Genomic DNA, 22,807 nt, shown 5'->3' with positions numbered 1-22,807 from the left:
CGTCCGGCCGCCCGGCCGCGCCGCCCCGGCCGCCCGGCGCCGCCCGGCGCCGTCCGCGCGGCCCGGCGCTAGTGTGACGGCCATGGCGAAGAACAGGGAGACCCCCGTCGTCCTCTCCCGGATCTACACCCGGACCGGCGACGACGGCAGCACCGCGCTCGGCGACGCGTCCCGGACGAGCAAGACCGACCCCCGCCTGGCCGCCTACGCCGACGTGGAGGAGGCCAACGCCGCGATCGGCGTGGCCCTCGCCCTCGGCGGCCTGCCCGACGGGCTGAAGACGCTGCTGGTCCGCGTGCAGAACGACATGTTCGACGTGGGCGCCGACCTGTGCGCGCCGGTGGTGGCCGACCCCGAGTACCCGCCGCTGCGCGTCGACCCGTCCTACATCGAGCGGCTCGAGGCGGCCTGCGACGAGCACAACGCGGACCTGCCGGCGCTGCGCAGCTTCATCCTGCCCGGCGGCTCCCCCGGCGCGGCGCTGCTGCACGTCGCGCGGACGGTGACGCGGCGCGCCGAGCGGTCCGCGTGGGCGGCGCTGGAGGCGCACGGCGCCGCCGCCGACGGCGACCCGGACGCCGCCGACCGGGGCGTCAACCCGCTGACCGCCAAGTACCTCAACCGGCTGTCGGACCTGCTGTTCATCCTGTGCCGCGTCGCGAACGCCGAGCACGGCGACGTGCTGTGGAAGCCCGGCGGCGAGCGCTGACCCGGGCCGTCCGCGGCCGCGGGGGTGGGGTTAGCCCCACCCCCGGGACGCCTGCCCGCCTCCTGTCGGCGCGGTCCGCCGTCCGGCAGGCTGTTGCGTGACGGGGTGGACGGCGACCGGCGGGGAGAGACGCGACGTGAGGACTCTGGCGGGAGCGGCGGCGCTGGCCGGCTCGATGGCGGTGGCGGGCCTGGCCGTGGCGGGCTGCGGGCTCAGCTTCAGCCGCCACACCGAGGACCGCTCCTACACCGCGCCGAGCGGCGTCTCCGTGCTGAAGGTGTCGCCGGGCGACGGGTCGGTGCAGATCACCGCCTCCGACTCCCCCGGCATCCAGGTCAGCGAGCACCTGCGCTGGTCCAACGACCGCAACAAGCCCAAACCGCGGCACACCGTCGACGGGCGGACGCTGTCGCTGTCGGCGAAGTGCGGGCATGCCGTGATCGGCTCCAACCCGTGCCGGATCTCGTACCGGATCCGGGTACCGCGCGCCACGGCCGTCGAGGTGCGCGGCGGGGCCGGATCGATCAGCGTCACCGGCCTCGCCGGGACGGTGCGGCTGCACGGGGACACCGGCTCGGTCACCGCGACCGACCTGCGCACGTCCTCCGCGACGCTCAGCGCGGGGCCGGGGAACGTGCGGGTCTCGGGCCGCGCCGGCACCGCCGACCTCCGCACCGACACCGGGTCGATCAGCGCCACCGGCCTGACGTCCGACCGGCTGACGGTCCATGCCGGCAGCGGCGGCGTCCGGCTCGGCGGCCGGATCACGTCCGCCGAGGTGCGCACCGACACCGGCTCGCTGAGGGCGGACGGCCTCACCACCGACCGGCTGGCCGTCGAGACCGGCACCGGCGCCATCGCGGTCGGCCTCGCCGTGGCGCCGAGCGTCGTCCAGGCCACCAGCGACACCGGGTCCGTCCGGCTGCGGCTGCCCGCCGCGCAGCCCTACGCGGTCGCGCTGAGCACCGACACCGGCGGCAAGCAGGTCGACCCCGGCATCCACCAGGACTCGGCGGCGCCCCGGCGCGTCACGGTCACGACCGGCAGCGGCGCCATCTCGATCAAGCCCGCCTGACCCGGCCCCGCGGGCCGGCTCAGGCGCCGGCCCGCATTACCGGACGAGGTAGGGCCCCTGCCACTCGGGCAGGTACGGGGCCGCCGGCATCGCCGCCACGCGCGCCTCCCCGTTCACGGGCAGCGTGCTGGCGGCGAACCGCTGCGTCACGTACGCGACGGCGTCGACGTTCGTGTCGAGCAGCTTGAGGTCGACGTTCCTCATCCGGTCGCACTTGGCGTGGTAGCACGGGTCGTACGCCTTGCCCGCCTTCCCGCCGTACGCCTTGGCCTCCGCCGCCGTCTTCACGCCCTCCGCGCCCGTCTCGATGCCGCCGGACGGGATGCCCTTCGCGACGAACGGCCCGTAGTCCGACCGGCCGTCGAACGGCGTCTGCGTCACCGGCAGGCGCCGTCCGGCGAAGTAGTCCCGGAACGTCTTCTCGATCGCGCCGGACCCGGCGGGCGGGACGGTACCGAGCCGCGCCGAGTGGTCCCCGTCGTAGACGGCGCGGGTGCCGTTCGGCGAGCCGAGCATGTCGAAGTTCAAGTCCAGGGCGATCCGGCCGCGCGCGGCCGCACCGAGCGACTTCACGTAGTGCGTGGACCCGACCAGGCCCTCCTCCTCGGCGCCCCACCACGCGAACCGCACCCGGTTCCGCACGTCCTTCGCGCCCAGCTTGCCGATCTTCTCCGCGACGGCCAGCAGCGCCGCCGCGCCCGTCGCGTTGTCGTTGATGCCGGGACCCGCCGGGACGCTGTCGAGGTGCGCGCCGGCCACCACGACGTTGCCCGCCCGGCCGCGCCGCGTGTCGGCGATGACGTTGCTCGCCGACCGCTTCCCGTGCACGGCGTCGGTCCTCACCCGCAGGCTCAGGCCGCCCTTCTTCGCGGCCTTCGCCAGCTCGGACCCCACCCGGTAGGACGGGCCCACCACCGGGATCGGCGCGACCTTCTCCACCGTCCCGTTCACCGGGCCCTTCTCGCCCGGCTTGTTGTAGATGACCGCGGCGGCCGCGCCCGCGGCCCGCGCCTTGGCGACCTTCGTCGCGAACGCGCACGTCCCGCGCTGCATCAGCGCGATCGAGCCCTTGCGGAAGCCCGCGAAGTCGCCGCTCTCGCAGCCGCTCGTCCCCTCGCCCGACGCCGGGAGGTCCACCGCCTGCACGGGGGCGGTGACCGTGCCCGCGCCCGAGTACGCGAACGTCAGGAAGTCCGTCCCGACCTTGTAGGACGCCTTGGACGGCGCCACCCGCGCCAGTTGCGGGTCCGACCGCTCCCGCCAGTACGGGAACGTGAACCGCTGCACCGTGGGCTTGAACCCGGCCTTCTTCAGCCGTCCCACGACGTACCGGACGGACACCCCGAACCCCTGCCCGCCGACCGCGCGGTTCCCGCCGTTGTAGTCGGCGATCTCCTGGAACGCGGCGAGGTGCCGCTGGACGTCCTTCAGCGTGACCAGCGCAGCCAGGTCGGGCCCCGCCTGCGGGGCCGGCGCGGCCGGCGGCGGCAGGGCCTGCGACGCGGACGCGGCCCGCAGCGCGGGACGGGACGGCGCCTGCGACGCCCCCGGGCCGACGGCGGCCAGCGCGCCCGGGACGGCGGCGGACAGCGCCACGGCGGCGCCGGTGAGCAGCTTGCGCACGTGCACTCCTGCGGAGACGGGAACGGAGCTCTGACCAGGCCCGATCATGAACCCGCGCCCCGGCCGCCTCAAGCACCACCGCGGGCGCCCGGCCGTTTCGATACCGCCGCCTTACCCTCCGCAAGCCGACCCGCCGCCCGCCACGAGGCACGCGCCACGCCGGATACCGGAAACGCGCCACGCCGGGCGCCGGCACGCGCCACACCGGAAGCCGGGCACGCGCCGCCCAGGCCCGCTTACTCCGGGGGGTGTACTTCCACCGGGAAACCCGGCGGGGCCGCCTCCAGCCAGGCCAGGAAGCCGGTCAGGGCCGCCGCGCCCATCGCCAGCTCCATCACGTGCGCGCCGTCCCGGACCTCGATCACGCTCACGTCCGGCAGCAGCCCGTCCGCCTCGTCGGGCCCCGGCGCACGCCGGTTGGACACGACGAGGCCCCGGCGGTGGATCACCTGCCGGGGCCTTCTCCGGAAACCGAACACGCGGTGCCAGTGCAGCTCGTCGCCCCGGTACCGGCCGATACCGAGGCGCCACACCCCCGGAGCGGACTCCGGGCCCGCGCTCTCCGCGGGCAGCGTGCGCAGGCTGCACTCGACCGTGCCGCCGCCGCGGACGAACAGCCAGCGGCGCACGGCCATCACCACGAACACGAGCGCGGCCGCCAGGACGAGCCCGGCGAGCACCCCGCCCGCGTCAAGTGCCAGGTGCCCGCCCAAGTCCCCCCGCCGTTCGCTCGCTGAAAACTAGACCTCTATGCCCGCCGCGCGCAGCCGCGCCCGGGCCCGCCGCTCCGGCGTCGCGTCCTCGCCGCCGCCGGCCATCGCGTCCTCCAGCGCCTGCCGCGCGTGCTGGACGTCGATCTCCTCGCCCATCTCGGCCTGCTCGGCCAGGATCGCGACCTCGTCGCCCGCGACGGAGAAGAACCCGCTGCCGACCATCGCGCTGACCCGCTCGCCGCCGTCGGCCGGCTCGATGGTCACCACGCTGCCGTCCAGCAGCACGCCGAGCACCGGGGCGTGGCCCGGCAGGATGCCGAGCGAGCCCTCGATGGTCTGCGCGACCACCGTCTTGGCCTCGCCGGACCAGATCTCGCGCTCCGGCGAGACCAGCCCGACCTTCAGGGTTGCCACGTCTCAATCCTCCGAATACTGGAGCGGTTCCGGCGGGGCGCCCGCCCGGTCCGGGCCGGGCGCCCCGCCGGAGCGGACTACTTCTCCAGCTCCTTGGCCTTCTTCTCGACGTCCTCGATGCCGCCGCACATGAAGAACGCCTGCTCGGGGAGCTCGTCGTACTTGCCCTCCGCCAGCGCCTTGAACGAGGCGATCGTCTCGTCCTTCGGCACCGTCACGCCGGGCTGGCCGGTGAACTGCTCGGCCACGTACATCGGGTGCGACAGGAAGCGCTCGATGCGCCGCGCCCGCTTGACGGTGACCTTGTCCTCCTCGGAGAGCTCGTCGATACCGAGGATCGCGATGATGTCCTGCAGCTCCTTGTACTTCTGCAGGATCCGGATCACTTCCTGGGCGACCTCGTAGTGCTCGTTCCCCAGGATCTGCGGGTCCATGATTCGCGAGGTGGAGTCGAGCGGGTCCACCGCCGGGAAGATGCCCTTCTCGGAGATGCTCCGCGACAGCGTGGTCGTCGCGTCCAGGTGCGCGAACGTGGTGTGCGGCGCCGGGTCGGTGATGTCGTCGGCGGGCACGTAGATCGCCTGCATCGAGGTGATCGAGTGACCGCGCGTCGAAGTGATCCGCTCCTGCAGCACGCCCATCTCGTCCGCCAGCGTCGGCTGGTACCCCACCGCGGACGGCATGCGCCCGAGCAGCGTGGACACCTCCGAACCGGCCTGGGTGAACCGGAAGATGTTGTCGATGAACAGCAGCACGTCCTGGTTCTGGACGTCGCGGAAGTACTCCGCCATCGTCAGCGCGGACAGCGCGACGCGCAGCCGGGTGCCCGGCGGCTCGTCCATCTGCCCGAACACCAGCGCGGTGTCCTTGAGGACGTCCGCCTCGTCCATCTCCACCCAGAGGTCGTTGCCCTCACGGGTGCGCTCGCCCACGCCGGCGAACACCGAGGTGCCGCCGAAGTTGCGGGCGACGCGGCGGATCATCTCCTGGATGAGGACGGTCTTGCCCACACCCGCGCCGCCGAACAGGCCGATCTTGCCGCCCTTGACGTACGGGCACAGCAGGTCGATGACCTTGATGCCGGTCTCCAGCATCTCCGTCTTCGACTCCAGCTGGTCGAACGCCGGGGCCTTGCGGTGGATCGGCCAGCGCTCGGTGATCTCCAGCGAGGCGGTCGGCGCGTCCAGCGCGTCGCCGAGGGCGTTCCACACGTGGCCCTTGGTGACGTCGCCGACCGGCACCGCGACGGACTCGCCGGTGTCGACCACCGGCGCGCCGCGGACCAGGCCGTCCGTCGGCTGCATCGAGATCGCGCGGATCATGTTGTCGCCGAGGTGCTGGGCGACCTCGAAGGTGAGGGTCTTCTCCTCGCCGCCGAGCGTGACCTGCGCGTGCAGCGCGTTGTAGATGTCCGGGATGGCGTCGGCGGGGAACTCCACGTCGACGACCGGGCCGATGACGCGTGCGACGCGCCCGGTCGCGGTCGCCGTCTCTACCTGTGCAGTCATTTCACTCCCCGCCAGACTCGGCGAGCGCGTCAGCGCCACCGACGATCTCGCTGATTTCCTGGGTGATCGCGGCCTGCCGCGCCTGGTTCATCTGGCGCGTGTAGACCCCGAGCAGATCATTGGCATTGTCGGTCGCCGACTTCATCGCCCGCCGCACCGACGCCTGGAACGACGCCGCCGACTGCAGCAGCATGTGGAAGATGCGGCTCTCGACGTAGTTGGGCAGCAGGAGGTCGAGCGCCGCCTGCGCGGACGGCTCGAACTCGTAGGTCGGCAGGACCTGCCCGTCGCCGTCGCCCTCGGTGACCTCCAGCGGCATCAGCCGCCGGACCTGCACCTTCTGCGTCAGCATCGAGACGAACTCGGTGTAGACGACGTGGATCTCCCCGACCCCGCCCTCGGCGTCGGTCTTGAGGAAGTCCTCGGTCAGCCGCCGCCCGATGCGCTCGGCGCTGGCGAAGTCCGGCCGGTCGCTGAACCCGTGCCAGGTCTCGGCGACCTCCCGGTCCCGGAACCGGTACCAGGTGATGCCCTTGTTGCCGACGACGTACGGGACCGGCTCGCGGCCCTGCTCGCGCAGCGCGGTGATCAGCGACTCGGCCTCGCGGATGACGTTGGCGTTGTAGGCGCCGCAGAACCCGCGGTCCGAGGTGATGATCAGCACCGCGCTGCGGTTGTCGGTCGGCTGCTCGTGCAGCAGCGGGTGGTCGATCCCGACACGGTGGCTCACCAGCGCGGACAAGGCCTGGGTGATCCGGTCGGCGTACGGCTTGGACGCCGCCACCGCCTGCTGGGCCTTGACGATCCGCGACGTGGCGATCATCTCCTGGGCACGCGTGATCTTGGCGGTCGACTTGACCGTCTTGATCTGCTGCCGGAGTTGACGAAGCTGTGCGGCCATGGCCGTCAGCCCTTCTTGACGCGGGTGATCGTCTCCTGCTCGACGGCCTCGTCCTCGATCGCCTCGACGGGCTCCTCCGCGCCGAGCACGTCGCCCTCGCTCGTCTGGAAGCCCTTCTTGAACTCCGTGATGGTGCTCTTGAGGCTGGTGAGGTCGTCGTCGGACAGCTGCCCGGTCTCCCGGATCGAGGTCAGCAGGCCGGCGTCCTCGCGCTCCACGTAGTCGAGGAACTCGCGCTCGAAGCGGCGGACGTCGGCGACCGGGACGTCGTCCAGCTCACCGGACGTGCCCGCCCACACCGAGATGACCTCCTGCTCGACCGGGAACGGCGAGCCCTGCGGCTGCTTCAGCAGCTCGACCAGGCGCGCGCCCCGCTCCAGCTGCGCGCGCGACGCCGCGTCCAGGTCGGACGCGAACGCGGCGAACGCCTCCAGGTCGCGGAACTGCGACAGCGCCAGGCGCAGCGTGCCGGCGACCTTGCGCATCGCCTTGATCTGCGCCGAGCCGCCGACCCGGGACACCGAGATGCCGACGTTGATCGCCGGCCGGACGCCCTGGTTGAACAGGTCGGTCTCCAGGAAGCACTGCCCGTCGGTGATCGAGATGACGTTCGTCGGGATGTACGCCGACACGTCGTTGCCCTTGGTCTCGATGATCGGCAGGCCGGTCATCGAGCCGCCGCCCAGGTCGTCCGACAGCTTCGCGCAGCGCTCCAGCAGGCGGGAGTGCAGGTAGAAGACGTCGCCGGGGTAGGCCTCGCGGCCCGGCGGGCGGCGCAGCAGCAGCGACACCGCGCGGTAGGCCTCGGCCTGCTTCGACAGGTCGTCGAACACGATCAGGACGTGCTTGCCCTGGTACATCCAGTGCTGCCCGATCGCGGACCCGGTGTAGGGCGCGATGTACTTGTAGCCCGCGGGCTCCGACGCCGGGGCCGCCACGATCGTGGTGTACTCCAGCGCGCCGGCCTCCTCCAGCGACCGCCGCACGTTGGCGATCGTGGAGCCCTTCTGGCCGACCGCCACGTACACGCAGCGGACCTGCTTGGCGGGGTCGCCCGAGTCCCAGGCTTCCTTCTGGTTGATGATGGTGTCCACGCAGACCGTGGTCTTGCCGGTCTGCCGGTCACCGATGATCAGCTGGCGCTGGCCGCGGCCGATCGGGGTCATCGCGTCGATGGCCTTGATGCCGGTCTGCAGCGGCTCCTTGACCGACTGCCGCTGCACGACGGTCGGGGCCTGCAGCTCCAGCGCGCGCCGCTCGGTGCTCTCGATCGGGCCCTTGCCGTCCAGCGGGTTGCCCAGCGCGTCCACGACGCGGCCGAGGAAGCCGTCGCCGACCGGGGCCGAGAGGACCTCTCCGGTGCGGCGGACCTTCTGGCCCTCCTCGATCTTGCTGAAGTCACCCAGCACCACGGCGCCGATCTCGCGCACGTCCAGGTTCAGAGCCAGGCCACGGGTACCGTCCTCGAACTCGAGGAGTTCGTTGGCCATCGCCGAGGGCAGGCCCTCGACGTGGGCGATACCGTCGCCGGAATCGACGACGGTGCCGACCTCTTCGCGCGCGGCGGCCTCGGGCTCGTACGACTGGACGAAGCGCTCCAGCGCGTTCCGGATCTCATCCGGACGGATCGTCAGCTCCGCCATGATTCCTCTCTTGCTCCCTTTGGGGTCAGCTCTGCCGGCGTCAGCCGGTGCCGAGCCGCCGGCGGACGTCGTCCAGCCGTCCGGCGATCGTGCCGTCGATGATCTCGTCCCCGATCTCAATCGACAGGCCGCCGATCGCCGTGGGGTCGAGCTCGATGTTCAGGTGTACTTCGTGGCCGTAGGCGGCGGCGAGCACCGCGGCGAGCCGGGTGCGCTGCGCGTCCGTCAGCGCGACCGGGGTGCGGACCAGCGCGACCAGCCGCTCCCGCCGCTGGGCGACGATCCGGCCGTACTCGGCCAGCCCGCCTTCCAGGCTACGTCCTCGCGGGCGCAGCACCAGTTCGGTGATCAGCGTCAGCGTGGCCGGCTGGACCTTGCCGTCCAGCAGCGCCTCGACCAGGCCCGCCTTGCGGTCGGCGGGCAGGCCGGGGCCGGCGAGGGCGCCGCGCAGCTCGACCTCGCCCTCGAGGACCCGGGAGAACCGGAAGAGCTCGTCCTCCAGGTCGTCGAGCCGGCCGGCCGCCTCCGCGCGGGCGGACTCGGCGATGACCGCGAGGGTCTCCACCGCGTCCGACAGCTCCGAGGGGGTGGACCAGCGCATCCGGACCACGTCGGCGACCAGCCCGAGAGCGGCCGGCGACACCTTGCCCTCCAGCAGGATCCGGACGAGCTGCGCCTTGTCCGCGCCGTCCCGCGCCGGGTCGGAGACCGCCCGCCGCAGGCCGTGCTCGCGGTCGATCAGGTGCAGCACCGCGAACAGGTCGCCGCCGAGCCCGTCGAGGCCCGCGCCGGCGGAGGAGATGACGGTCTCCAGCCGGTCCTTGGCCTCGGCCAGCGACGCCCTGCTCACCGCTCCCGTGATGGTCATGATGTGATCTGCTCCTGCGTGCGGGCGCGCTCCTCGAGCTCCTCGAGGAACCGGTCGACCACCCGGCTCTGGCGGGCGCTGTCCTCGAGGGACTCGCCCACCACGCGGGAGGCCAGCTCCACCGACATCGAGCCGATCTCGGCGCGCAGCGAGGTCAGCGCCTGCTGGCGCTCGGCCTCGATCTGCGCCTTGGCGGCGTCGATGATGCGGCGCGCCTCGGCCTGGGCCTGCTCCTTCATCTCGGCGATGATCTGAGCGCCCTGCTCCTCGGCCTTCTTGCGCAGCCGGGACGCCTCGATCGCGGCGTCCTTCTGCTGGGCCTTGTACTGCTCGAGGGTCTGGCGGGCCTCCTCCTGCGCCTGCTCGGCGCGCTTGAGGCCCCCCTCGATCGCGTCGGTCCGCTCCTCCAGCGTCTGCTGGATGCGCGGCGTGAGGATCTTCCCGACCACGATCAGCACGACGAGGAACGAGAAGATGCCGACGACCAGCTCGTACGGGTGCGGGACGAGAGGGTTGTTCTCCTCCGCCGCAAGGACGGAAGCTGCTGTGATCATGTCTGCAGCCCTTCCTCAGGTGGCAGGGGTGGTCAGACGCTCTTGAAGATGAACGGCGCGACCAGGCCGATCAGGGCGAGCGCCTCGGTGAGGACGAAGCCCAGCAGCATGTTGGTGCGGATCACGCCGGTCAGCTCCGGCTGGCGGGCGATCGCGTTGACGCCCTGGCCGAAGATGATGCCGATGCCGATGCCCGGGCCGATGGCCGCGAGGCCGTAACCGATCGCGGTGACGTTACCGTCGACGGCGGCGAGGACTCCCGTCATGGGTTCATTCCTTTTCTGTCGGCCGGCGGAGTGTCCGCCGGTCTGGGCTTGAGACGAGGTTGTCGGTTTCGGGCCGCGTGCCGGGGGGCACCGTCCGACCCGGAGGGCTAGTGGTCGGCTTCGAGTCCGCTCTGGATGTACATCGCGGCCAGCAGCGCGAACAGGAAGGCCTGCAGGAACTGGATCAGCAGCTCGAGGGCGGTCATCAGGATCGTGACGATCACGCCGACGACGCCGACGCCGAAGCCGGCGACCGTGGGCTTCTCGAAGATGAACCAGAAGCCGACGAGGCTGAAGAACGCCAGGATCATGTGGCCGGCGAACATGTTGGCGAAGAGCCGCACCGCGTGCGTGAAGGGGGCGATGATGAACGTCGAGAGGTACTCGATCGGCACGAGCAGGATGTAGACCGGCCAGGGCAGGCCCTTGGGCATCATGTTCGTGAAGTACTTCGCGCCCTGGTGCCGCAGGCCCAGGTACACCTTCAGGCAGTACACGAAGATCGCCAGGACGATCGGGAACGCGATGTGCGAGGCGATCGGGAACTGGATGATCGGGATGACCGAGAAGATGTTCCAGAACCAGATCAGGAAGAACAGCGACATCAGCAGCGGCATCCACCGCTCGGTGTTCTTGCCGAGGAACGGCCGGGCGATCTGGTCCCGGACGAACATGTAGCCGACCTCGCCGAGGTTCTGCGCGCCGCGCGGCACGAGCTTCGGCTTGGCGAAGGCGGTCCAGAAGAACGCGCAGATCAGCAGGGAGCCGACGACCGCGAACAGCACCGGCTTGGTCAGCCAGGCCGGGCCACCGGAGAACAGCGGCGGGAAGTCGAAGATCTCAGGCCCGGGGGCCTGGAACTCATCTCCCCCGGAGGAGGCGAGGACCGTCAGCGCGTTCACGCGGCGTTCCCTTCGTCAATGTGGTGATGTTTCACGTAGGCTTCCTCGGCGGCGGGGCCGCTCAGGAGGAGTGGCGACCGTACTGCACGTAGACCAGGTAGACGGCGAGCGCGACACCGATGATCAGCCCGATCGGGATCAGCCAGGGCCACCCGGTCCACCAGGACAGCAGCCACCCGATCCCGCCCCAGATGATCATTCCGGACAGGAGGTAGCTGGGCACGGACCAGGCGACGTCGGCGAATTCCCGCTGGCCCTCCTCCGGCCGGCGCTTCTGCTCGCTCATCGCGCTCCGGACGATAGCAGGCCATGCCTGCGGTGGTCATATTGGAGTAGTCCGCCAGGACCGTGCGCCGCGGGGACATCACGGACTCCGGTCCAGGGCGCTTTCGGGCTCGTCAACGTAGGGCCTCCGCTGCAGGACGACGCGGAACTCGGCGGCGATGTAGCACAGGGCGAGCGCGATGACCGCCCAGCCGAACACCTTGGTGTTCCAGATCGACACCCCGTCCATCGCGGTGACCAGCACCATCACCGCGAGGATCTTCACCATGTAGCTGGCCAGCGCGGCCAGCATCATGGTCTGCGCGGAGATCTTCCCGGCCCAGGAGACCGCGATCGCGCTGATGGAGAAGAAGACGAGGACCACGACGGTGGCCAGCGCCGCCGCCAGCGCGCCCTTGCCGCCCGCCGTCAGCAGGCCGATGAGGACGGCGCCCACCCCGACCGCCCCGGTCGGGATCGCGGCGCCGCGGAGGTTCCGGGCGTCGGAAGGTTGCATGAGGGCTCCGGCTGGTCACGTTCAGTGGTCGTCTCTTGTTCGTGAAAGGTATCACAAGCGTCCGGAATGTCCACAATTACCCTAGAGGTAACGCCCCGCCCGGTCGCGTCCCGGGCGCGGGGCCACGCTCGCACCACGGACCTTAACCCAGGTCACGGCGCCCCATCCGGGGAACGGCCGGGACGCGCCGCGGGCCGGGGGCCGCCGCGGACACGAGGCGTGAACACCGGCGGGGACGCACGCCCCCGCCCGCTTCGCACCTTCGACCCGAATGGTATTCGACGCCGTGTAGTACACCGTCCGGACGGCCGGGTGGCCCTCGTCACCGCGCCCGGCGCCCGCCGCCTCGATCAAAAGCCCAGGTCAAGGGGGTAATGCTGGGCCGGGGGCGCGGCCCGGGAGGAGCGGCCGGGTCAGACCGGCAGCTGCGGGCGGGCGGCGGGCTGCTGCCCGGTGTCCCCCGGCTCCGCCGCGGCGCCGCGGCGCTTCCCGCGCGGCCGGCCGAGCCGCAGCATCAGCACGACCCCGAGGATCGCCACCACCAGCGTCACCCCGATGGTGAGCCAGGCGGCGTTGAACAGCGCCAGCCCGACCAGCCCGGACGCCAGCAGCCCCACCCAGAAGTACATGATCAGCACGGCGCGGCGGGTGGAGTGGCCGAGCTGCAGCAGCCGGTGGTGCAGGTGCTGCTTGTCCGGCGAGAACGGCGACTTGCCCTGGTTCGTCCGGCGCCACACCGCCAGCAGCATGTCCATGAACGGGACCGCCGCGACCGCCGGCACCAGCAGCAGCGGCACGTACAGCGGGAACAGCCCGTTCGCCAGCACGGCCGGGTCGAACTGCCCGGTCAGCAGGATCGTCGACGCGCTCAGCAGCAGCCCGATCAGCATCGAGCCGGTGTCGCCCATGAAGATCTTCGCCGGGCTGAAGTTGTGCGGCAGGAAGCCCAGGCACATCCCGAACAGCACCGCCGCGGTGAGCGTCGCCCCGCTCAGCGTCGTCATGCCGTTGGTCTTGGTCAGCAGGTAGGCGTAGCCGAACAGGCCGAGCGCCGCGATCCCGACGACCCCCGCCGCCAGCCCGTCCAGGCCGTCGATGAAGTTCACCGCGTTGATCGTCGCGACCACCACGAACACCGTCAGCGGCACCCCGTAGGCGGGCGGCAGCGACAGCGACTCGCCGTTCGGCAGCGGGATCGAGTAGATCTGGATGCCCTGCATGATGAAGATCCCGGCGGCGGCGACCTGCCCCGCGAACTTGGTGAGCGGGTCGACCTCCCACCGGTCGTCGGCGATGCCGACCAGCACGATCAGCCCGCCCGACATCAGCAGCGCCTTGCCGACGCTGAGGTCCCCGTTGGCCAGCACCTTGCGCATCTCCGGCAGCCCGGACGCCACGACCAGCGCCGCCACCATCCCGCCGAACATCGCCAGCCCGCCCAGCCGGGGCGTCGGGATCACGTGCACGTCGCGGTCCCGGGGGACGGCCTGCGCGCCGAACCAGACGGCGAACCGCCGGACCGCCGGGGTCAGCAGGTAGGCGACCAGCGCGGCGACCAGGATGGTGAGCAGGTACTCCCGCAACTCCTCCGCGCCTCCCTTCGCCGATCCTTCAGCCGACCCTTCGCCGGTCACCGCCGTCCGCGGCGGAACCGTCCGCGATCACCACTGCGGCATGCCCCGGGTGAACGCACCGTCACCTGGACGGGGTTCCCGACCGGGTAAGACGACCGTCGATCGTGATCGGTTCGCCGTCACGACCGACCAACTCTAGTCCCACCTGACCCCATCCGCCGCATATCCCGCCGTCTCGGACGACCGGGAGCGCGCCATGGCCGCCCCCGCGATCACCAGCGCGAGTCCGGCGAGGCACCGGTCCCCCAGCGAGAACGCCCACGGCCCGCGGTCCAGCACGTCGTCCGCGGCGTCCGAGGCGATCAGCAGCGCCCCCGCCACCGCCAGCGCCGCGCCCGCCCGGCGGTGCGGCACCGGGCCCCGCGCCGCCACGACCACCGCCAACAGGGCCAGCGCGAGCACCGCCGAGCCCGTCCAGGTGCCCGCCCAGCGCGGCCGGGCGTAGTGCGGCGGCGCGACGGCGACCGCGCGCTTCGGCAGCCGCACCCGCACCGTCATCCCTTCGTGCGGGGCGAGGGCGCTCTGCGTGAAGTCGATCGCGTAGCGCCCGTCGTGGACGCCGAGGCAGCGCGTCGTCGCCCCCGGCGCGCCCGCCCGGCACGTGGCGTGCCGCAGCGGGACGGGCGACTCCACCCGGACGACGGCGTCCCCGATCGGCACGTCCCAGCTCGTCCCGATCGCGTCCCAGACCAGCTCGTCGTGGTCGGCGTACGGGGTGAACGCCCAGCCCACCGCGTACTCGATCACGTACGCCTGGCGGCCGCGGACCTCGCGGTGCCGGTCCCCGACGGTGATCTGCAGGTCGTTGAGGAGCCGCATCGTCCGGGCGCGGGCCGGGGCGCCCGTCGACGAGCCCGCGCTGACGTCCCGCACGTCGAACAGCCGGTTCGCCTTGCGGAACGGCACCCGCCGGACGATCCCGTGCTCGCCGCCCCGGTCGAAGTCGTAGGTGATCGTCTCCCGGACGTACACGACCCCGTCCCTGCCAAGCGTGAGGACCACATCGTAGGTCGGGATGCTCTCGCGGGGCAGGGGCGCGGCCGCCGCGGCGGGCAGCAGGAACACCACGGTCACCAGGACCACGCCCGCGGCGATCACGGGCCCTCGAACACGGCCGCGCATTCCCCGAATGGTCTCACCGTCGCCCGCTCCGTGTCGGCACAACCCGCCGCGCCCCGTCCGGCGGAGGCCCCGCCGGGTGAATGAGATCTTCGTCATCACCGGCCGGCCGCGGCGCCCGTGGCGCGCCGGGAGACCCGTCCGGAAACCCTCCCGAAGCGGGGGCCCGGCCCCGGCGCGTGCCGCGTCCGGACTGTTGGACGCGGCGGAGGCCGCTCCGGTTCGGCCCAAGCGATCTTTTCGGCCGCCCCCGGCCGCCGGTAAGAAAACCGTAAAGATGATCTTGATATCGCTGCTAGGTTATCCGCCGCTAACCCGTGATTCATGAGCATGGAGGGACCAATGCGGCGATTCGCAGCCGTAGCCCTGACCGCCGGCACCCTGCTGACCGGCACCGCCCTCACCGGGGCCCCCGCAGCCCAGGCCGCCACCACCCACAGCTGGGCGCCCTACAACTCCTACTCCAACATCAGCGCGTGGGGCACCTACACCCGCAAGGGCGGCAGCACCTACGTCACCGGATACCTCCGGGACAGCAAGAAGAACGGCTGGACCGCCTGCGTCCGGTTCCTCTTCACCGAGGGCAACAAGAAGTACTGGTCCCGCTTCAAGATCGTCGGCTACACCTCCGGCGGCACCCAGTACAACTACGACGGCAAGGCCACCGTCAAGATCAAGACCAGCTCCTCCTACAGCTGGCACCTGTGGGTCCAGGAGTGCGGCCGCAACAAGAAGACCGGCAAGTACCTCTACGGCAAGGGCAAGAAGCTGTTCTGATTGCATTGCCCTTGGCGGTCGGGCGTTGAACGCCCTTCCTTCGGCGGGCACTGCGGCGATCGCTGCATCGCTCCGGCTCGCCCTGGGGGCTCGCTGCGCGATCAGATTCTCGCTTCGCTCGAATCTGGCTTCGCACGCGATCGCAACGCTGAGGTCGCCGTCGGCTGAGGTTACGGACGTGTCCGTGACGGCCGGCGGTGGCCGGACATGAAACGGCCGGGCAGGTTCTCCTGCCCGGCCGTTTCCGCGTCTTCGGGGTCTAGTCGTCCTTCGGCTTCGCGGGCGTCTCCGGGGTGTTCGCCGCGTCGGCTGCTTCCGCGGGGGTGTCGGCCGCGCCGGACTCCGCGGACGGGGCGGGCTCAGTGGGGGCGGGGGCGGGCTCAGCGGGCGCCTGGGGCGCGTCGGCCGCGGGCTCCTTGGTGAGGGAGGGCTTCGCCTCCACGGCGGCGGAGGGGGCCGCTGTGAGCTCCGCCGGTTCGGGCGCCTCGTCCTCCTCGGTGAGCAGCACGCCGACGACCGAACGGATCTTGTCCTCGGGGATGGCGCCGACCCGCAGGAGGCGCGGCACCGACCCCGTCAGGTCCACGATCGTCGACGGGTCCGCGTGCCCCGAACGGCCGCCGTCCAGGTACACCTGGACCGAGTCGCCGAGCATCTTCTCCGCCTCCTCGGCGGTGCGCGCGGCGGGCTCCCCGGACAGGTTCGCGCTGCTGACGGCGAGCGGCCCGGTCTCCTTGAGCACCTCGACCGCGAGCTCGTGCATCGGCATCCGGACGGCGACGGTGCCCTTCGTCTCGCCGAGGTCCCACATGAGGTTCTGGTTCGCGCGGAACACCAGCGTCAGCGCGCCCGGCCAGAACTCGTCGATGAGGTCCTGGCCGTAGGTGCCGAGGTCCTCGACCAGCGCGGTCGCGGCCCGGACGGACCCGACCAGCACGGGCGGCGGCATGTCCCGGCCGCGGCCCTTGGCGTCCAGCAGCGCCTGCACGGCGGCGGGCGTGAACGCGTCGGCGCCGACCCCGTACACCGTGTCGGTCGGCAGGACGACCAGCTCGCCGCGCCGGACGGCCGAGACGGCCTCGGCGATTCCACGGGTGCGCTCCATCGGCTCGGAGCAGTCATAACGTCGGCTCACGGTCGCCCGTCTTCCCATCTCGCGGCGCTCGTCCTCTGGCACGCCCCAGGATAGCCGCGCCCCGCGCGGTCCCCGCGCCCTGTGCGGCTAGTCGGTGGCGAGGCGGGCCGTGACGAACCGGTCCCGGTTGGTGAGGTCGCGGCGGTTGCGGACGTCCCGCCAGCCGTTCTCCTCCGCGAAGATCCAGTACACGCCGTTGCCCTGCAGGTCGCTGTGCTCGACGGCGACGTACCCGCCGGGGCGCAGCAGGCGGCGCGCGGTGCGCTCGACGACGCGGATCGCGTCGAGGCCGTCGTCGCCGCCGCCCCACAGCGCGTCCGCCGGGTCGTGGTCGCGGACGTCGCGGGGCACGTACTCCCATTCGCTCATCGGGATGTACGGGGGGTTGCTGACGACGAGGTCGACGGTGCCGTTCAGCTCGGGAAGGGCGGTGCCGAAGTCGTCGAGGTGCAGGCGGACGCGGCCCCGCTCGTCGAGTTCCTCGATGTTGCGGGTCGCGTGTACGAACGCCTTGGGGTCCTTCTCCACGGCGTGTACGCGCGCGCGGGGCGCCTCCAGGGCGATCGACAGGGCGATGGCGGCGGAGCCCGTCCCGAGGTCGACGACGAGGGGGTCGCGGACGTCCATGTCCCGGAGCGTCTCCAGCGCCCAGCCGACCATCACCTCGGTCTCCGGGCGCGGCACGAACACGCCGGGCCCGACCTTCAGCTCCAGGTAGCGGAAGAAGGCGCGGCCGGTGATGTGCTGGAGCGGCTCCCCCGCCTCGCGGCGCGCCACGTACTCCCAGAACCGGGCGTCGAACGCGCTGTCGGGCACGCCGTGCAGCTCGGAGCGCTTCACCCCGTGCACGGCCGCGGCCAGCTCCTCGGCGTCGGCGCGCGGCGAGGCGGCCCCCGCGTCCGCGAGCCGCGCGGTGGCCCTGGCGATCTCGTCCAGCAGCAGCTTCATTGTCCCTGTGCTTCGGCCAGCCGGCGTTCCATGTCCGCGTCGACGAGGGCCTGCGTCACGTTGTGCAGGTCGCCGTCGAGCACCTGGTCGAGGTTGTAGGCCTTGTAGCCGACGCGGTGGTCGGAGATCCGGTTCTCCGGATAGTTGTAGGTGCGGACCCGCTCGGACCGGTCCACCGTCCGGACCTGGCTCTTGCGCTCGGCCGCCGCCGCCGCGTCCGCCTCCTCCTGCGCCATCGCCAGCAGCCGGGACCGCAGGATCCGCAGCGCCTGCTCCTTGTTCTGCAGCTGGCTCTTCTCGTTCTGGCAGGAGACGACGACGCCGGTCGGCAGGTGCGTGATGCGGACCGCGGAGTCGGTGGTGTTGACGCTCTGCCCGCCGGGCCCGGACGAGCGGTACACGTCGATGCGCAGGTCGTTCGGGTCGATCTGGACGTCGACGTCCTCGGCCTCGGGCGTCACGAGGACGCCGACGGCGCTGGTGTGGATGCGGCCCTGCGACTCGGTCGCGGGCACCCGCTGCACGCGGTGGACGCCGCCCTCGTACTTCAGCCGCGTCCAGACTCCCTCTTCCTGGGAGCCCTTCGCCTTCACCGCGACCGTGACGTCCTTGTAGCCGCCGAGGTCGGACGGGTGGGAGTCGAGGACCTCGGTCTTCCAGCCGACCCGCTCGGCGTAGCGCAGGTACATCCGCAGCAGGTCGCCGGCGAACAGCGCCGACTCCTCGCCGCCCTCGCCGGCCTTGACCTCCAGGATCACGTCCTTGGAGTCGTTGGGGTCGCGCGGGACGAGCAGCCGCCGGAGCCGCTCCTCAAGCTCGTCCTTGCGCTTGCCGAGGTCGGCGGCCTCGGCCGCGAACGTCTCGTCCTCGCCGGCGAGCTCGCGGGCGGTGGCGAGGTCGTCCTCGGTGGCCGCCAGCTCCCGGTGCGTCTCGACGATCGGCCGGAGCTCGGCGTACCGCTTGCCGAGCCGGCGCGCCAGGGCCTGGTCGGCATGGACGGACGGGTCGGCGAGCCGCCCCTCGATGTCGGCGTATTCGCTGATGAGTTCGTCGAGATTCACGGTGTGTCCTGGCCCGTTCCGGCCCGGGGCCGCGGCGGCCTCCGGAAGCCGACTCCGAACGGCCCGGGGACCTCGAGAGTCCCCGGGCCGTCCCTGGTCGCTGTGCGGCGCTCTGCGCTGCCGGCTCGCGCTACTTGCCGGCCTTCTTCTTGCCGAAGCGCTGCTCGAAGCGCGCCACCCGGCCGCCGGTGTCGAGGATCTTCTGCTTGCCCGTGTAGAACGGGTGGCAGTTCGAGCACACGTCGGCGTGGATCACGCCGTTCTCGGCGGTGCTGCGGGTCTCGAAGGTGTTGCCGCACGTGCACGTCACGGTCGTGACGACGTAGTCCGGGTGGATGTCGGGCTTCATGGGTTCTCCTCGCATGAGGCGGTCGCCGGGCGCCCCCGCTCGCACGGCCGTTCCGCGTGGTCGTTTCCACGTGACGGCGCCATGGGAGATGTGGGAGGCGTGAACCGGTACCGCAGCGGTTGCACTCCAAGTGTGCCAGATACCCGAACGTGCCGAGGTCATCGGTCATTCCCGATCTTGGATCGGGGCGGGACCGGGGCCGCCCGGGGCGGGGCGGGGCGCGGCCGGGTCAGGCGTCGGCGCGGCCCAGGTAGGCGAGCACGGCCATCACCCGGCGGTGCCCGCCCTGCGCGGGCTGCAGGTCGAGCTTGGCGAAGATGTTGGAGATGTGCTTCTCCACCGCGCCCTCGGTGACGACGAGGCCCTCGGCGATCGCGCCGTTGGAGCGGCCCTGCGCCATCAGCCCCAGCACCTCCCGCTCGCGCGGCGTCAGCGCCTCCAGCGGGTCGTCGGCGCGGCGCCGGCCGAGCAGCTGCCCGATCACCTCCGGGTCGATGACGGTCCCGCCGGCGGCGATCCGGCGGACCGCGTCGATGAACTCCGCGACGTCCGACACCCGCTCCTTCAGCAGGTAGCCGACGCCCTCGGCGCCGCCGCCGATCAGGTCCGTCGCGTACCGCTCCTCCACGTACTGCGACAGGACGAGGATCGGCGTGCCGGGCCTGCGCTCGCGGACGGCGAGCGCCGCGCGCAGCCCCTCGTCGGTGAACGACGGCGGCATCCGCACGTCCACGATGGCGAGGTCCGGCTCGTGCTCCTCGACGATGCCGAGCAGCCCGGGGCCGTCGCCGACCGTCGCGACCGTCTCGATCGCCGCGTCCGCGAGCAGCCGGACGAGCCCTTCGCGCAACAGCACCGAGTCCTCGGCGATCACTACCCGCATGCGCCCATTATCGGGCCTCGCGGCCGGCGCCGGGCCGCGTCACCAGGCGCTGTCCGGGATCATCAGGTGCTGTCCGGGGTCACCAGGTGCTGTCCGGGTCACCGGGCGCTGTCCGGGGTCACCAGGTGCAGGGCAGGTCCGCGCGGACGATCGTGGGGCCGCCGGGCGGGCTGTCCACGATGAGCATCCCGTCGATGGTCGCGGCCCGGTCCGCCAGCCCGGACAGGCCGCCGCCGGCCCGCGCCACGGCGCCGCCGACGCCGTTGTCGGTCACCTCGACGACGACCCAGCGGTCCTCGCGGGCGACCCGGACGGACGCGCGGGTCGCCCGCGCGTACTTGGCGATGTTGGCGAGCGCCTCGGCGACGATGAAGTAGGCGATGCTCTCCACCGCGGCCGGCGGCCGCTCGGGCAGGTCGACGTCGACCTCGACGGGGACGGGCGCCCGGCCCGCGAGCCCGGACAGCGCCGGGTCGAGGCCGCGGTCGGTGAGGATCGCCGGGTAGATGCCGCGGGCGAGGTCGCGCAGCTCGGTGATGGCCTCCTTGGTGCCGGCGTGCGCCTGCTCGATCAGCGCCCGCGCGCCCTCCGGGTCCTCGTCGAGCTTCGCGCGGGCCCGGCCGATGTCCATCGCGACGGCCAGCAGCCGCTGCTGCGCGCCGTCGTGCAGGTCCCGCTCGATGCGGCGGCGCTCGAACTCGGCGGCGTCGACGCCGCGCGCCCGGCTGGCCCGCAGGTGCGCGGTCCGCTCCCGCAGCTCCAGGTTCTCCGCCTGGGACGCGTTCGGGCCGAGCATCAGCCGCGCCCACGCCCCGTGCGCGATCGCCATGCCCCGCGTCACGTACAGCGCGCCCGCGAGGACGACCAGCCCCGCCAGCAACACCGGGAGCGCCTCGACCGGGTTCCCGGACCAGTACGTCACCCACCCGAGGTTGATCTCCATGCCGCCGCCGGCCAGCACGATCAGCGGCATGAACAGCAGCGTGCCCGTCAGCCCCCACAGCGCGACCGACGCCACGAACTCGACCAGCGTGAGGGGGAACAGCAGCCCGAGGTAGACGAGGTCCTTCCAGGTGGCGGGGTCGGCGGCCATCGCCTTCACCCGGGCGAACGGGTTGGGGCTCTCCGGCCGCGGCCGGTACGGGTCCGGGACGGCGACGCCGAACGCGGCGCGGACGAGCCGGCGCTCCAGCCGCGCGCCGAACCGCCACGCCACCATCAGCAGCGCCAGCAGCGGGAACCCCACCCAGATGATCAGCGTGCCGAGCGACACCGCGAGGCCGACGACCAGCACGACGAACCAGGTGAGCCCGAACGCGAAACTCACCGCCAGGTACAGCGCGGACGTCCAGGTCACCGCGGACCGGGCCATCGCCGCGGGATGCCACGGGCCGTCCATGACCGACACCGCGCGGCCCGCCCGCGTCGCCCCGCCACCGGCGGCCCCGATGTCCCTGCTCAGCTCGCCCACGTCGTCCCTCCACGCCCGTTCCAACCTACGGTGCAAGCCTGCCTTCCGGGACGCGCGGCCACCATGGAGGTCCCCGCCGGATCGGGGTGGGGCTAACCCCACCATCGGCCCGCCGGCGGCGCCCCGGGAACGCGGAACGCCCCCGCCCGGGAACCGGGCGGGGGCGTCGCGGCGCGTGGATCAGCGGTCGTCGGAGACCGTCGTCTTCTGCACCTGCAGCAGGAACTCGGCGTTGGACTTGGTCTCCTTCATCTTCTCGATGAGGAGCTCCAGCGCCTGCTGGGTGTCGAGGGCGTGCAGCACCCGGCGCAGCTGCCAGACGACCCGCAGCTCCTCCGGCGCCATGAGGATCTCCTCCTTGCGGGTGGACGACTGGTCGACGTCCACCGCCGGGAAGATCCGCTTGTCCGCGAGCGACCGGTTGAGCTTCAGCTCCATGTTGCCGGTGCCCTTGAACTCCTCGAAGATGACCTCGTCCATCCGGGAGCCGGTCTCGACCAGCGCGGTGGCGAGGATCGTCAGCGAGCCGCCGTTCTCGATGTTGCGGGCCGCGCCGAAGAACCGCTTGGGCGGGTACAGCGCGGTCGAGTCGACACCACCGGACAGGATCCGGCCGGACGCCGGCGCCGCCAGGTTGTAGGCCCGGCCGAGGCGGGTGATCGAGTCGAGCAGCACGACGACGTCGTGGCCCAGCTCGACGAGGCGCTTCGCGCGCTCGATCGCCAGCTCGGCGACCGTGGTGTGGTCCTCGGCGGGACGGTCGAAGGTCGAGTGGATGACCTCGCCCTTCACCGTCCGCTGCATGTCGGTGACCTCTTCCGGACGCTCGTCCACGAGGACGACCATCAGGTGGCACTCCGGGTTGTTCTTGGTGATCGCGTTCGCGATCGCCTGGAGCACCATCGTCTTGCCGGCCTTCGGCGGCGACACGATGAGGCCGCGCTGGCCCTTGCCGATCGGCGACACCAGGTCGATGATCCGGGTGGTCAGGATGCCCGGGTCGGACTCCAGCCGCAGCCGCTCCTGCGGGTACAGCGGGGTCAGCTTGGTGAAGTCGACGCGGCCCTTGGCCTGCTCCGGCTCCATCCCGTTGACGGTGTCGAGCCGGACGAGCGCGTTGAACTTCTCGCGCCGCTCGCCCTCGCGGGCCTGCCGGACGGCGCCGGTGATGACGTCGCCCTTGCGGAGGCCGTTCTTGCGGACCTGCGCCAGCGAGACGTACACGTCGTTCGGGCCGGGCAGGTAGCCGGTGGTCCGGACGAACGCGTAGTTGTCGAGGATGTCGAGGATGCCCGCGACCGGGATGAGGACGTCGTCCTCGGTGATCACCGGCTCCTCGTAGCGCTCGCGGCCGCCGCGGCCCCGGTTGCGCTCGCGGAACCGGCGCCCGCGCCGGCTCCGGCCGCCCTCGTCGTCGTCGTGCTGGCCGCCGCCGCCCTGGCTCTGGCCGCGCTGCCGGCCGCCGCCGTCGCG

At 72.1% G+C, this 22,807-nt stretch carries 24 protein-coding genes; 3 read left to right on the top strand and 21 right to left on the bottom strand.

Going from position 1 to position 22,807, the window contains the following annotated elements:
• Positions 1–82: 82 nt before the first annotated feature.
• Positions 83–709 (top strand): cob(I)yrinic acid a,c-diamide adenosyltransferase, encoded by a 627-nt coding sequence (locus F9B16_RS35295; RefSeq protein ID WP_151544561.1) that lies wholly within the window; start codon positions 83–85, stop codon positions 707–709.
• Between the two features lie 136 nt (positions 710–845).
• A complete protein-coding gene (locus tag F9B16_RS35290; RefSeq protein ID WP_151544560.1) occupies positions 846–1,784 on the top strand; it encodes a DUF4097 family beta strand repeat-containing protein in 939 nt (312 codons plus the stop codon).
• A gap of 36 nt (positions 1,785–1,820) precedes the next feature.
• On the opposite strand, the gene F9B16_RS35285 is transcribed toward F9B16_RS35290, so the two are convergent.
• From F9B16_RS35285 to F9B16_RS35220, 14 genes are all read right to left on the bottom strand, one after another.
• Positions 1,821–3,407 (bottom strand): M20/M25/M40 family metallo-hydrolase, encoded by a 1,587-nt coding sequence (locus F9B16_RS35285; RefSeq protein ID WP_225992222.1) that lies wholly within the window; start codon positions 3,405–3,407, stop codon positions 1,821–1,823.
• 236 nt (positions 3,408–3,643) lie between these two features.
• Entirely contained in the window at positions 3,644–4,120 is a 477-nt protein-coding gene (locus tag F9B16_RS35280) for a DUF2550 domain-containing protein (RefSeq protein ID WP_151544559.1), read from the bottom strand.
• A 27-nt stretch (positions 4,121–4,147) separates the two neighbouring features.
• Positions 4,148–4,534, bottom strand: coding sequence for a F0F1 ATP synthase subunit epsilon (locus F9B16_RS35275; protein WP_151544558.1), 387 nt, complete (start codon positions 4,532–4,534; stop codon positions 4,148–4,150).
• Positions 4,535–4,611: 77 nt separating this feature from the next.
• Positions 4,612–6,042, bottom strand: coding sequence for a F0F1 ATP synthase subunit beta (atpD, locus tag F9B16_RS35270; RefSeq protein ID WP_151544557.1), 1,431 nt, complete (start codon positions 6,040–6,042; stop codon positions 4,612–4,614).
• Position 6,043: 1 nt separating this feature from the next.
• Complete coding sequence (locus F9B16_RS35265; RefSeq protein WP_151544556.1) at positions 6,044–6,943, bottom strand: F0F1 ATP synthase subunit gamma; 900 nt, start codon at positions 6,941–6,943, stop codon at positions 6,044–6,046.
• Positions 6,944–6,948: 5 nt separating this feature from the next.
• Positions 6,949–8,586, bottom strand: a complete 1,638-nt coding sequence (gene atpA / locus F9B16_RS35260; protein ID WP_151544555.1) for a F0F1 ATP synthase subunit alpha — start codon at positions 8,584–8,586, stop codon at positions 6,949–6,951.
• A 40-nt stretch (positions 8,587–8,626) separates the two neighbouring features.
• On the bottom strand, positions 8,627–9,454 hold the full coding sequence (locus tag F9B16_RS35255; RefSeq protein WP_151544554.1) for a F0F1 ATP synthase subunit delta: 828 nt from the start codon (positions 9,452–9,454) through the stop codon (positions 8,627–8,629).
• Complete coding sequence (locus F9B16_RS35250; RefSeq protein WP_151544553.1) at positions 9,451–10,008, bottom strand: F0F1 ATP synthase subunit B; 558 nt, start codon at positions 10,006–10,008, stop codon at positions 9,451–9,453. The genes F9B16_RS35255 and F9B16_RS35250 overlap by 4 nt, the downstream gene beginning before the upstream one ends.
• 32 nt (positions 10,009–10,040) lie before the next feature.
• On the bottom strand, positions 10,041–10,274 hold the full coding sequence (gene atpE, locus F9B16_RS35245; RefSeq protein ID WP_151544552.1) for an ATP synthase F0 subunit C: 234 nt from the start codon (positions 10,272–10,274) through the stop codon (positions 10,041–10,043).
• A 107-nt stretch (positions 10,275–10,381) separates the two neighbouring features.
• On the bottom strand, positions 10,382–11,176 hold the full coding sequence (atpB, locus tag F9B16_RS35240) for a F0F1 ATP synthase subunit A (protein WP_151544551.1): 795 nt from the start codon (positions 11,174–11,176) through the stop codon (positions 10,382–10,384).
• Between the two features lie 61 nt (positions 11,177–11,237).
• Positions 11,238–11,462 carry an AtpZ/AtpI family protein gene (locus tag F9B16_RS35235; protein WP_151544550.1) on the bottom strand — a complete coding sequence of 75 codons (225 nt, stop codon included), beginning with the start codon at positions 11,460–11,462 and terminating at the stop codon, positions 11,238–11,240.
• A gap of 78 nt (positions 11,463–11,540) precedes the next feature.
• Positions 11,541–11,957: a hypothetical protein gene (locus F9B16_RS35230; RefSeq protein WP_151544549.1), complete on the bottom strand. Its 417-nt coding sequence runs from the start codon at positions 11,955–11,957 to the stop codon at positions 11,541–11,543.
• A gap of 413 nt (positions 11,958–12,370) precedes the next feature.
• Complete coding sequence (locus F9B16_RS35225) at positions 12,371–13,540, bottom strand: glycosyltransferase family 4 protein (protein WP_151544548.1); 1,170 nt, start codon at positions 13,538–13,540, stop codon at positions 12,371–12,373.
• A gap of 186 nt (positions 13,541–13,726) precedes the next feature.
• Entirely contained in the window at positions 13,727–14,713 is a 987-nt protein-coding gene (locus F9B16_RS35220) for a DUF2207 domain-containing protein (RefSeq protein WP_192809147.1), read from the bottom strand.
• Between the two features lie 339 nt (positions 14,714–15,052).
• Here F9B16_RS35220 and F9B16_RS35215 point away from each other — a divergent pair, with 339 nt between their 5' ends.
• Positions 15,053–15,487: a hypothetical protein gene (locus tag F9B16_RS35215; protein ID WP_151544546.1), complete on the top strand. Its 435-nt coding sequence runs from the start codon at positions 15,053–15,055 to the stop codon at positions 15,485–15,487.
• 259 nt (positions 15,488–15,746) lie between these two features.
• On the opposite strand, the gene F9B16_RS35210 is transcribed toward F9B16_RS35215, so the two are convergent.
• The 7 genes from F9B16_RS35210 to rho all read right to left on the bottom strand — a co-directional run.
• Positions 15,747–16,622, bottom strand: coding sequence for an L-threonylcarbamoyladenylate synthase (locus F9B16_RS35210; protein ID WP_151544545.1), 876 nt, complete (start codon positions 16,620–16,622; stop codon positions 15,747–15,749).
• 87 nt (positions 16,623–16,709) lie between these two features.
• Complete coding sequence (gene prmC / locus F9B16_RS35205; RefSeq protein WP_151544544.1) at positions 16,710–17,570, bottom strand: peptide chain release factor N(5)-glutamine methyltransferase; 861 nt, start codon at positions 17,568–17,570, stop codon at positions 16,710–16,712.
• Positions 17,567–18,631, bottom strand: coding sequence for a peptide chain release factor 1 (gene prfA, locus F9B16_RS35200; protein WP_151544543.1), 1,065 nt, complete (start codon positions 18,629–18,631; stop codon positions 17,567–17,569). The genes prmC and prfA overlap by 4 nt, the downstream gene beginning before the upstream one ends.
• Positions 18,632–18,761: 130 nt before the next feature.
• Positions 18,762–18,980 (bottom strand): 50S ribosomal protein L31, encoded by a 219-nt coding sequence (gene rpmE / locus F9B16_RS35195; RefSeq protein ID WP_151544542.1) that lies wholly within the window; start codon positions 18,978–18,980, stop codon positions 18,762–18,764.
• A gap of 229 nt (positions 18,981–19,209) precedes the next feature.
• Complete coding sequence (locus F9B16_RS35190) at positions 19,210–19,863, bottom strand: response regulator transcription factor (protein ID WP_151544541.1); 654 nt, start codon at positions 19,861–19,863, stop codon at positions 19,210–19,212.
• 118 nt (positions 19,864–19,981) lie between these two features.
• On the bottom strand, positions 19,982–21,334 hold the full coding sequence (locus F9B16_RS35185; protein WP_225992221.1) for a sensor histidine kinase: 1,353 nt from the start codon (positions 21,332–21,334) through the stop codon (positions 19,982–19,984).
• A gap of 180 nt (positions 21,335–21,514) precedes the next feature.
• On the bottom strand, positions 21,515–22,807 hold a 1,293-nt coding region (rho, locus tag F9B16_RS35180; protein ID WP_151544540.1), incomplete at its 5' end, for a transcription termination factor Rho.

This window comes from Actinomadura montaniterrae, from assembly GCF_008923365.1.
Lineage (GTDB): Bacteria > Actinomycetota > Actinomycetes > Streptosporangiales > Streptosporangiaceae > Spirillospora > Spirillospora montaniterrae.
This window is presented reverse-complemented; position numbering and strand designations above follow the sequence as displayed.